The organism is Phenylobacterium sp. 58.2.17, from assembly GCF_026411515.1.
GTDB lineage: Bacteria > Pseudomonadota > Alphaproteobacteria > Caulobacterales > Caulobacteraceae > Phenylobacterium.
In genome coordinates this window covers 44,029-54,856 of sequence record NZ_JAPMTQ010000025.1, presented here as the reverse complement: position 1 = coordinate 54,856, position 10,828 = coordinate 44,029, and the positions used below count along the sequence as shown (strand labels likewise).

The window sequence follows — 10,828 nt, the reverse complement described above, 5'->3', positions numbered from 1 at the left end:
CCCCCCCCCCCCCCCCCCCCCCCCCCCCCCCCCCCCCCCCCCCCCCCCCCCCCGCAGCGCCACCGATCCCTACCGCAAGGTCCGCGACGCCAGCCTGGCGCTGACCGCGCACCTGTCGGCCGAGGACCAGGCCGCCCAGTCGATGCCGGATGCGAGCCCGGTGAAGTGGCACCTGGCGCACACGACCTGGTTCTTCGAGACCTTCCTGCTGATCCCGCACCTGCCGGGCTACCGGGTGTTCGATCCGGCCTTCGGCTATCTGTTCAACTCGTACTACGAGGCGCTGGGGCCGCGGCAGCCGCGCCCGCAGCGCGGCCTGCTGACCCGCCCGTCGCTGGCCCAGGTGCTGGCCTATAGGGCGCATGTCGACGAGGCGATGGGGCGGCTGCTGGCCGCGCCGGCCGATGGCATGGCCGAACTGGTCGAACTGGGGCTGGCGCACGAGGAGCAGCACCAGGAACTGATCCTGATGGACGTGCTGCACCTGTTTGCGCAGTCGCCGCTGAAGCCGGCCTATGTGCCGGCGCCGGCTCTGCCGGTCGGACGCGATCCCGGACCGGCGGGCGAGGTGGCCTTCGACGGCGGCGTGGTCGAGATCGGGCATGACGGCGAGGGCTTCGCCTTCGACAACGAGGGGCCGCGGCACAGAGTCTATCTGGAGCCGTACCGGCTGGCCGACCGGCTGGTGACCAACGGCGAGTGGCTGGCCTTCATGGCCGACGGCGGCTATCGGCGGCCCGAGCTCTGGCTGTCGGAGGGCTGGGCGCGGGTCCAGGCCGAGGGCTGGGAGGCGCCGCTTTACTGGGAGCAGGGCGAGCGCGGCTGGTTGGCCATGACCCTGCAGGGACGCAGGGCGATCGCGCCGCACGCGCCGGTGACCCATGTCAGCTTCTACGAGGCCGACGCCTATGCGACCTGGGCCGGGGCGAGGCTGCCGACCGAGGCCGAATGGGAGCACGCCGCCCAAGGGCTGGCGGCGGTCGGCAACATGCGCGAGCAGTTGCAGTTCGGACCGGCGGCGGCGAGGTCGGGCCCGGGCCTGCGCCAGATGTTCGGCGACGTCTGGGAATGGACCCGCAGCGCCTATGGCCCCTATCCCGGCTTCCGTCCGGCGGGCGGGGCGGTCGGCGAGTACAATGGCAAGTTCATGATCGGCCAGATGGTGCTGCGCGGCGGCTGCTGCGCGACGCCGGCCGGGCATGTGCGGGCCAGCTACCGCAACTTCTTCTACCCGCAGCAGCGGTGGATGTTCTCCGGCGTGCGGCTGGCCTGGGACGGGCCCGCGCAGCCGGACGGCGCGGCGGCGGACAGCGAATTCGCACGCGACGTGGTGGCCGGGCTGTCGCGGCCGCAGAAGGCGCTGCCGGCCAAGTACTTCTACGACGCGGCGGGCTCGGAGCTGTTCGAGGCGATCACCGAGCTGCCCGAGTACTATCCGACCCGCACCGAGCTGGCGCTGATGCGCCGGACGGCGGGTGAGATGGCCGCGGCGATTCCGGCCGGGGCCAGCCTGGTCGAGTTCGGCAGCGGGGCGAGCACCAAGACCCGGCTGCTGCTGGACGCCGCGCCGCAGCTGGCGGTCTATGCGCCGATCGACATCAGCGCCTCGGCGCTGGACGCCGCGGCCGCGGCGATCGGACGGGACTATCCGAAGCTGACGGTCGCGCCGCTGGTCGAGGACTTCACCAAGGCGCTGGCTTTGCCGGAGACGGCGGGCCATCCGCGGGTCGGCTATTTCCCTGGCTCGACCATCGGCAACTTCACCCCGGAAGAGGTCGTCGGCTTCCTGTCAGGGGCGCGGCGGCTGCTGGGCGAGGAGGCGCGGTTCCTGGTCGGCATCGACCTGGCCAAGGACGAGGCGACGCTGACGGCGGCCTATGACGACGCCCAGGGCGTGACGGCGGCCTTCAACCTAAATCTGCTGACGCGGATCAACCGCGAGCTTGGCGGGGACTTCGACCTGGCGGCGTTCCGGCACCAAGCGGTGTGGAACGCCGAGCAGAGCCGGATCGAGATGCATCTGGTCAGCGAGCGCGACCAAGTCGTCAGCGTGGCCGGGCGCAGGTTCCGCTTCGCCGCCGGCGAGACCATCCACACCGAGAACTCCTACAAGTTCACGCTGGAGGGGTTTGCGGACCTGGCCGCGGAGGCCGGCTGGAAGCTGGAGCGGAGCTGGGAAAGTCCCGCCCCGAGCTTCGCAGTGGCGCTGCTGAGGGCCTGACCGACCTTGGAGTCGGCAGGCGCCTCGGCGTTTCAGCTTTCGAGACGGTCGCCGCGGCTGCGGCCGCCGCCACGCGAGGACTCACCGCCCTTGCGCCCAGCGGAGGCGGCCAGGTCGCGGTCCTTGGCGAAGCTGCGTTTCTCGCCCGGCACGCTGGCGCCGCCCTTGCGCGCGATCTCGCGGCGGCGTTCGGGATTCATTGCTGCAAATCCGCGGCGGGATTTCGGCTTGGCGGTGGGTTCAAGATCCATGAGCGGCTCCTCTATGCATCGACCGTCGGGGGGAGGGCGGCCGACGCCTCGCTGTCCTTACGGTCAAGCAAACTCGCCAAGGGCGAAGGAGGTTGCGCGCAAAATGCGATTGAGCCCTGCGACGTTTCGTACCGCAAAGCTTTGTCCGGACACGGTGTTCGTGGTCCGGCAGGGGATAGCGGCGCGGGCGCGCGCCGTTGGGGCGGCGTTAAATTTTTCCGGAGCGGTCAGATCGGCAGCTGGACCTTGGCGGTGAGGCCGCCGTTCGGGCGATTTTCCAGCACCACGTCGCCGCCATGCCCGCGGGCCACCGAGCGGACCACGGCCAAGCCGAGGCCGATGCCGCCGGTCTGGCGGCTGCGCGAGGGCTCGCGCCGATAGAAGGGCTCGAACACCCGCTCGATCTCCTCGGGCGGGATGCCGGGGCCGTCGTCCTCGATCTCGACGATGGCGCTGGCCCCGTCGCGATAGACGCGGGCGCGGGCGCGGCCGCCGAACTTGACGGCGTTCTCCAGCAGGTTGGCGAACAGGCGCCGCAGGGCCAGCGGGTCGCCCTCGAGCACCACCTTCTCGCCGAGCTCGACCTGGGTGTCGGCGCCGGTGTCGGCCATCTCGTCGCAGACGCTTTCGAGCAGCGACGACAGTTCCAGCAGCGTCCGCTCGCCCGGGCGGCTGGTGTCGCGCACGAAGGTCAGGGCGGCGGAGATCATCTCCTCCATCTGGTCGATGTCGGCGGCCATCTTGACGCGCACGTCCTCGGGCACGTTCTCGATGCGGAAGCGCAGGCGGGTGAGAGGCGTGCGCAGGTCGTGGGCGATGGCCCCGACCATGGCGGTGCGGTCTTCGACGTAGCGGCGCAGGCGCTCCTGCATGTCGTTGAACGCCTTCACCGCGACGCTGATCTCGGCCGAGCCCTTGAGCGACAGCGGCGGGGCGCGCGGATCGCGGCCGAGCCGCTCGGCCGCGTCGGTGAACAGCCGGATGGGCGCGGAGAGCCGGCGCGCGAACACGAAGGCCACCGGGGTCATGGCCAGGGCCGAGAGCACGAACAGCAGCACGATCCGCTGCTGCCAGGCGTCCAGGCCGATGCCGCGCTCGGGCGAGAGCACCTTCCAGCGGCTGTCGGGCTGCTGCACGGCGACCTTGAACGGAGCGATCAGGAAGTGCTCCTCGACCTCGCCGCCCTCGCGCGCGATGCGGTCGCGGATGACGCGGAACACGCGGCGGTCGGAGAACGGGAAGCGCGAGGTCGAGGCCACCATCACCCGCTCGACCGGGACGCCGAGGCCGGCGGCGATCTGGGCGCGGATCTTCGGCGTCATCCGCCCGTCCATGACCAGGGGCGGCGGGGTCTTGGCGATGGTGACGGCCAGCGGGTGGCGCTCGGTGAAGGTGGGGGGCGACCCGCGCAGCGTCTGGACGATCTCGCCGATCCGATAGAAGTCCGGCGCCGGCGGCGGCAGGTTGAACAGCAGGAACAGGCTGATCGCCTGGGCGGCGACCAGGCTGAGCCCGATCAGGGCGAGCAGCTGACCAAACAGGGATGCGGTCGGCCGCCCGGCCCAGGGCGCGGTCACAGGCGCTTCACCTTGGCGGTGAACATGTAGCCTTCGTTGCGGATCGTGCGGATCAGGTCCTGGCCGCCGCCGCCGTCGTCCAGCTTGCGGCGCAGGCGGCTGATCTGAACGTCGATGGCGCGGTCGAAGGCGTCGGAATCGGGCCCGCGGGCGAACTCCAGCAGCTGGTCGCGGGTCAGCACCCGCTGCGGCCGCTCGACGAAGGTGCGCAGCAGCGAGAACTCGCCGGACGACAGGTTGACGACGACGCCCTGCGGCGAGCGCAGTTCGCGGCGGACGAGGTCGAAGCGCCAGCCGGCGAACTCGCAGCCGGCGCTGGCGCTGGCGGCCTGGCCGCGCTGTTCGGCGCGGCGCAGCACGGCGCGGACGCGGGCCAGCAGTTCGCGCGGGTTGCAGGGCTTGGAGAGGTAGTCGTCGGCGCCGAGCTCCAGTCCGACGATGCGGTCGGTGTCCTCGCCCATGGCCGAGAGCATGATGATCGGCGGGCCTTCGCCGACCGCGAGGCGGCGACAGATGGCCAGGCCGTCCTCGCCCGGCAGCATGACGTCGAGCACGATCAGGTCGACCGAGCCGCGGTCCAGGGCCTGCTCCATCTCGCGGGCGTCGCCGGCGGTTTCGACCTGGTAGCCGTGCTTGCCCAGGAAGTCGGACACGACGTCGCGGATGCCCGGATCGTCGTCGACCATCAGAATGCGGGCGCCGGCGGGCCCGGACTGTTCGGTACGTGTCTCCATCCGGGCCATATTCACGCGCCCGCGTAACGCGCAGATTTCATGACTGAAAGCATTAGGCGCCGGCCAGGACCTCGTCGGCGACGAACGGGTTGGTGCGGCGTTCCTGGCCGAAGGTCGACATCGGGCCGTGGCCGGGCACGAAGGCGACGTCGTCGCCCAGCGGCCAGAGCTTGCCGGTGATCGAGTCGATCAGCTGCTGATGGTTGCCGCGCGGGAAGTCGGTGCGGCCGACCGAGCCCTGGAACAGCACGTCGCCGACCTGGGCGAAGCGGGCCTGGCGGTGGAAGAACACCACATGGCCGGGGGTGTGCCCCGGGCAGTGGAAGACCTCGAACTGGGTCTCGCCCAGCGACACCGTGTCGCCGTCCGCCAGCCAGCGGTCGGGGGTGAAGGAGCGGGCGTCCGGCATCCCCCACTTGGCGCCCGAGGCGGTGATCTCGTCGATCCAGAAGGCGTCGTCGGGGTGCGGCCCTTCGACCACGGCGCCGGTGGCGGCCTGCAGGGCGGCGGTTCCGCCGGCATGGTCCAGGTGGCCGTGGGTGATCCAGATCTTCTCAAGCGTCAGGCCATTGGCCTTCAGGGCTTCGAGCAGGCGCGGAACCTCGCCGCCCGGATCGATGATGGCGGCCTTCAGCGTCTTGGCGCACCAGACGATGGTGCAGTTCTGCTGCAGCGGGGTGACCGGCGCGATCAGGGCGCGGATGGCGGGTTCGGCGTTCATGGCCCTAACATCGGGCCTGTCGCGCCATAAGAAAAGGCCCGGGACGAACCCGGGCCTCTCCAACCTAGTGCTGGCGATCGCCAGGCGCCGGCGCGCCGGGCATCGGCGCGACGGGACCAGGAGGCGCGTCGGGCGACAATTCGGGAACATCGACGATGCCCCGACCGACGTGGCTCTTGCGGTAGCCGTAGAGGTAGTAGACCACCAGGCCGACCAGCGCCCAGCCGAGGAACAGCAGCTTGGTTTCGGTCGACAGGCTGAAGAACAGATAGACGCAGCCGACCGCAGCCAGCGGCGCGACGATCATGATCGCCGGCGCGCGGAACGGGCGCTTGCGGTGCGGGTCGGTCCGGCGCAGCACGAGCACCGCGATGGCCACCATCGCGAAGGCGAACAGCGTGCCGGAGTTCGAGATGTCGGCCAGCACGCCGACCGGGAAGAAGGCGGCGAACAGCGACACGAACACGCCGGTGATCACGGTGATCACGTGCGGGGTGTGGTACTTCGGGTGGACCTTGGACAGCACCGCCGGAAGCAGGCCGTCGCGGCTCATCACGAAGAAGATCCGGGTCTGGCCGAACATCATCATCAGGATGACCGAGGGCAGGGCCAGGCCGGCCGCGAGGCCGATCAGGTTGCCGACCTGCGGCCAGCCGATGGAGCGCAGGGTCCAGGCCAGGGCTTCCTTCGAGCAGACCACCGCGGCGTCGCCGGCGGCCTTACAGGCGGCGGTGAGCTCGGGGCTGCCGGGGCGCAGGCCGGCGCCGTCCGGCCCGGTCAGCGGCTGGGCGCCGACGGTGCCGATCACGCCCGAGGCGACCAGGATGTAGAAGATGGTGCAGATGCCGAGCGAGCCGATCAGGCCGATCGGCATGTTGCGCTGCGGGTTCTTGGTTTCTTCGGCGGCGGTCGAAACCGCGTCGAAGCCGACATAGGCGAAGAAGATCGAGGCCGCGGCCGCCGAGATCCCCGCCATGCCGAGCGGGGCGAAAGGATGGAAGTTCTCCATGTTCATCACCGGCACGGCGAGGAAGACGAACAGGGTCAGGGCCGAGACCTTCACGGCCACCAGGATGGCGTTGACGGTGGCCGATTCCTTGGTGCCGATGACCAGCAGGCCGGTGACCGCCAGGGCGATCAGGGCGGCCGGCAGGTTGACGATGCCGCCGTCCATCGGCCCGAGCACCAGCGCGTTCGGGATATCGATGTGCAAGGCGTGCTCGATCAGGCCGACCACGTAGCCGGACCAGCCCACCGACACCGCGCCAGCGGCGACGGCGTATTCGAGGATCAGCGCCCAGCCGACCATCCAGGCCAGGAGTTCGCCCATCACGGCGTAGCTGTAGGTGTAGGCGGACCCGGAAACCGGGACCATCGACGACATTTCGGCGTAGCAGAGCGCGGCGACCGCGCAGACGAAGCCAGCAATCATGAAGCTGGCGATCATGCCGGGGCCGGCCTTCTGCGCCGCCTCGGCGGTCAGAACGAAGATCCCCGTGCCGATGATGGCCCCGATGCCAAGCATGGTAAGCTGAAACGCGCCCAGCGACCGGTGCAGAGACTTTTTCTCTGCGGTCGCGAGAATCGCGTCGAGCGATTTAACTCGCCACATATTTCCTCCAGGAAAACCCGTGCGGCCCCCGCCGCGCGGTCTAATTGAGCGTTACGTGGCCTCTTCGTAACCTTGCGGTCAAGCGCCAAGCCGTCGCTGGCGTTTGCGCGAAAGCGGGCGCCCGAAGGATGAGCGTCCGTCTTGGCCTGGAGGGCAGGCGCAGCTAGATCACCGCATGCTTCCGGTAGAGGAAATTTTGCCCGCCCTGCTGGCGGCGCTGGACGAGCGGACCTCGGCGGTGCTGGTGGCCCCGCCTGGCGCGGGCAAGACGACGCTGGTCCCCCTGCGGCTGCTGGACGCCGCGTGGCTGGAGCGCGGCAAGATCGTGATGCTGGAGCCGCGGCGGCTGGCGGCGCGCGCGGCGGCCGAGCGCATGGCCAAGACCCTGGGTGAAAAGGTCGGCGAAACAGTCGGTTATCGGGTTCGGATGCAGTCGAAGGTCTCGGCCCGCACGCGCATCGAGGTGGTCACCGAGGGCGTGTTCAGCCGCATGATCCTGGCCGATCCGAGCCTGGACGGCGTCGGCGTGGTGATCTTCGACGAGTTTCACGAGCGCAGCCTGGACGCCGATCTCGGACTGGCCCTGGCGCGGGATGCGCAGGGTCTGCTGCGCGAGGACCTGCGCATCCTGGTGATGTCGGCGACCCTGGACGGGGCGGCGGTCGGGCGGCTGCTCGACCAGGCGCCGGTGATCGAGAGCCAGGGGCGCAGCTTTCCTGTGGATACTCGCTATCTCGGCCGGGACGAGCGGCTGCGGCTCGAGGACCGCGTGGTCCGCGCCGTGGAGCGGGCGCTGGCCGAGGAAAGCGGCAGCATCCTGGTGTTCCTGCCCGGGCAGGGCGAGATCCTGCGGACCGCCGAACGGCTGGCCGAGCGCGTGCGGCGGCCCGACGTGCGGATCGCCCCGTTATACGGCGCGCTGGATCCGGCCCAGCAGGACGCGGCGATCAGCCCGGCCCCGGCGGGCGTGCGCAAGGTGGTGCTGGCGACCTCGATCGCCGAGACCAGCCTGACCATCGAGGGCGTGCGGGTGGTGATCGACGCCGGCCTGGCCCGAGTGCCGCGCTTCGATCCGGCCAGCGGGCTTACCCGGCTGGCGACGGTGCGGGTCAGCCGCGCGGCGGCCGACCAGCGGCGCGGCCGGGCCGGGCGCACCGAGCCGGGCGCCGCCTACCGGCTGTGGGACGAGGCCGAGACCCGGGCGCTGCCGGCCTTCGCCGATCCGGAGATCCTCGACGCCGACCTGTCGGGGCTGGCGCTGGACCTGGCGCGCTGGGGCGCGCGCGATCCGGGCGAACTGGCGTTCCTGGATCCGCCCCCGACCGCGGCCTTCAACGAGGCGCGGACCCTGCTGCGGCGGCTGGAGGCGCTGGGCGAGGACGGCGTGCTGACCGCGCACGGCGAGGCGCTGAGCGAGTTTCCGCTGGCCCCGCGGCTGGCGCACATGGTGCTGAAGGCGGGCGAGAGCGGGCAGGCCGAGCGGGCCGCGCAGATCGCCGCCCTGGTCACCGAGCGCGGCCTGGGCGGGCGCGACGCCGACCTGCGCCATCGGCTGGAGGGCCTGGGACGGGACCGCTCGGCGCGGGCGCGGGACGCCCGCGCCCTGGCCGAGCGATGGGCCCGGCTGGCGGGAAAGCCGGGCAAGGGCGAGCCGCTGGAGGACGGGCTGCTGCTGGCCTTCGCCTATCCCGAGCGGGTGGCCAAGGCGCGGGGCGGCAGCGGCGAGTTCCAGCTGGTCAGCGGCCGCGGCGCGTTCGTGGAGCCGACCGACGCCCTGGCGCGTGAGAAGTGGCTGGCCATCGCCGAGATGGGCGGCGGCGAGCGGCGCGACCGCATCCTGCTGGCCGCGCCGGTGGACGAGGGCGAGCTGGTCGCCGCGTTCAGGGACCAGATGGAGACTGAATACCGGCTCGACGAAAGCGGCGGCGGGCGGCTGCGGGCCAAGCGGCTGACGCGGCTGGGCAAGCTGACCGTGCGCGAGGAGATCGACGAGAACCCCGATCCGGCGCTGATCGCCGCGGCGCTGGCCGGGCGGGTGCGGGCCGAGGGCCTGGGCAAGCTGCCCTGGGGCGAGGCGGCGCGCTCGTTCCGCGAACGGGCCGGGTTCCTGCGCGCCCAGGGCCAGGACTGGCCGGACCTCAGCGACGGCGCGCTGCTGGAGCGGCTCGACGACTGGCTGACGCCGCTGCTGGCGGGGGTGCGTTCGCTGGGGGCGCTGAAGCCGGACGTGCTGGACGGGGCGGTGCGGGCGCTGGTTCCGTGGGACCAGCAGCGCAGGCTGGAGGCGAGCGCCCCGGCCCGCTGGACGGCGCCGACCGGCAACAGCTTCGCCATCGACTACGCCGCCGAGGGCGGGCCGCGGGTGGACGTGAGGGTGCAGGAGGTGTTCGGCCTGGCCGAGCATCCAAGCGTCGGCGGCGCGCCGCTGACCCTGTCGCTGCTGTCGCCGGCGCATCGGCCGATCCAGACGACCAAGGACCTGCCGGGCTTCTGGCGCGGCTCGTGGAAGGACGTCCGCTCGGACATGCGCGGGCGCTATCCCAAGCACGTCTGGCCGGAGGACCCGGCCAACGCCGCGCCGACGGCGCGGGCCAAGCCGCGCGGGACCTGAGCGGCGCCGCCCGTCTCGGCGTCAGTCGGCCGCTCTGGAGGTGGTGAACACCGCCTCAAGCGCCGCTTCGGGATACGGGGTGCGCCGGCTCCTCTGCGACAGGGCCTCGAAGAAGTCTCCGAAGGCAACCGCGGCGGGCGACGCCCGCTCGGCAAGATCGGTGAGCGCAGGAGAGAGCGGCGCTGGCAGGGAAGCCAGCCACTTAGCGACGACCCAGTCCAAGTACGCATGATCGTAGTGACGATGAGCCTCGAAGAACGCGCGTTCGGACGAGGACAGGTCGAAGTCGGCGCACAGAGCCAAGCCGAAGTCGGTTACGAAGACTTGGTCGCCATCGGTCAGCACGTTGCGGGCATGCAGATCGAAATGCAGCATGCCGCGATCATTCATGAAGCCGCGAGCGGCGCGCCACTGGTCGTGAAAATTGAAGAACGTCGATTCAAGCGCTGCATCGACGCTCTGGCCGGAGAGCCTGTTTTCCAGCCAAGTGTGCAGCATTTCCGGGACGTATTCCAAGAAGAGCACGATCGAGGTCGTGGCCGCCGAAATAGCCGCTAGGCGCTGCCGGACGGCGTTCGAGCCGTTCCAGTAGTCGGGCGCCTGATCCAGCCACTCCTGTTTTGCGGCGGGTAGGGGTGCGCGTCTTGCCCTGGGCAGCACCCGCCAGTGATAGACCAAGGGAAAGTAGGGGCATTCACCCGAGAGCACCCATCCGGTCGCCCTGAGATAGGCCTGTAACTCACGCCAGGCTCCGAAGCCCGCCGAGCCGACCCCGTACTGATAGAACATCGGAAGGTCGAATAGATTGGCGCTCGTGCCCCTGTTGTCGGGCGCGAGCTCCAAGTCGGTGAGGGTGATCTTCTTGACGAACACCTTCGCGCCGTCGAGCGCAATAACGCCGGACTTATTGCCGAGGACATGGTCGTGCCACGTCGTCGTCTGCGCGAGGAGCGCGGTCAGGTCATTGTCGCTCAGGGAGGCCAGGCGCGGGGCGAGCGCATCGTATGCGCGCCGGCGGCTCATCAGGCGGTCCTCGGCGCGCGCCATTGTGTTCGGTGCTCCTCGAAACGCCTGGTTGCAAGGTGAGCTATGAATTGACGC

The 10,828-nt window shown here is 70.7% G+C and carries 8 protein-coding genes; 2 read left to right on the top strand and 6 right to left on the bottom strand.

The features are described 5' to 3' along the window. Positions 1 to 2,221 (top strand): ergothioneine biosynthesis protein EgtB (egtB, locus tag OUA97_RS15320; protein WP_416362437.1); only part of this gene is annotated, 2,221 nt, incomplete at its 5' end. Between the two features lie 32 nt (positions 2,222 to 2,253). Here egtB and OUA97_RS15315 read toward each other — a convergent pair. The 5 genes from OUA97_RS15315 to OUA97_RS15295 all read right to left on the bottom strand — a co-directional run bounded on the left by OUA97_RS15315 (position 2,254) and on the right by OUA97_RS15295 (position 7,116). Beyond that, positions 2,254 to 2,472 (bottom strand): general stress protein, encoded by a 219-nt coding sequence (locus tag OUA97_RS15315; protein ID WP_056018305.1) that lies wholly within the window; start codon positions 2,470 to 2,472, stop codon positions 2,254 to 2,256. 227 nt (positions 2,473 to 2,699) lie between these two features. After that, the gene (locus tag OUA97_RS15310) at positions 2,700 to 4,049 is read right to left on the bottom strand and encodes an ATP-binding protein (RefSeq protein ID WP_267232865.1); all 1,350 of its coding nucleotides are present in this window, start codon (positions 4,047 to 4,049) and stop codon (positions 2,700 to 2,702) included. Then, positions 4,046 to 4,783: a response regulator gene (locus tag OUA97_RS15305; RefSeq protein ID WP_374452349.1), complete on the bottom strand. Its 738-nt coding sequence runs from the start codon at positions 4,781 to 4,783 to the stop codon at positions 4,046 to 4,048. The genes OUA97_RS15310 and OUA97_RS15305 overlap by 4 nt, the downstream gene beginning before the upstream one ends. A 52-nt stretch (positions 4,784 to 4,835) precedes the next feature. After that, positions 4,836 to 5,504: an MBL fold metallo-hydrolase gene (locus OUA97_RS15300; protein WP_267232863.1), complete on the bottom strand. Its 669-nt coding sequence runs from the start codon at positions 5,502 to 5,504 to the stop codon at positions 4,836 to 4,838. Between the two features lie 64 nt (positions 5,505 to 5,568). Continuing rightward, a complete protein-coding gene (locus OUA97_RS15295) occupies positions 5,569 to 7,116 on the bottom strand; it encodes an amino acid permease (protein WP_267232862.1) in 1,548 nt (515 codons plus the stop codon). Positions 7,117 to 7,291: 175 nt separating this feature from the next. Here OUA97_RS15295 and hrpB point away from each other — a divergent pair, with 175 nt between their 5' ends. Continuing rightward, positions 7,292 to 9,727: an ATP-dependent helicase HrpB gene (gene hrpB, locus OUA97_RS15290; protein WP_267232861.1), complete on the top strand. Its 2,436-nt coding sequence runs from the start codon at positions 7,292 to 7,294 to the stop codon at positions 9,725 to 9,727. A gap of 21 nt (positions 9,728 to 9,748) precedes the next feature. Here the strand turns inward: hrpB and OUA97_RS15285 are convergent, their stop codons facing one another. Further along, positions 9,749 to 10,774: a protein kinase gene (locus OUA97_RS15285; protein ID WP_267232860.1), complete on the bottom strand. Its 1,026-nt coding sequence runs from the start codon at positions 10,772 to 10,774 to the stop codon at positions 9,749 to 9,751. Positions 10,775 to 10,828: the final 54 nt, after the last annotated feature.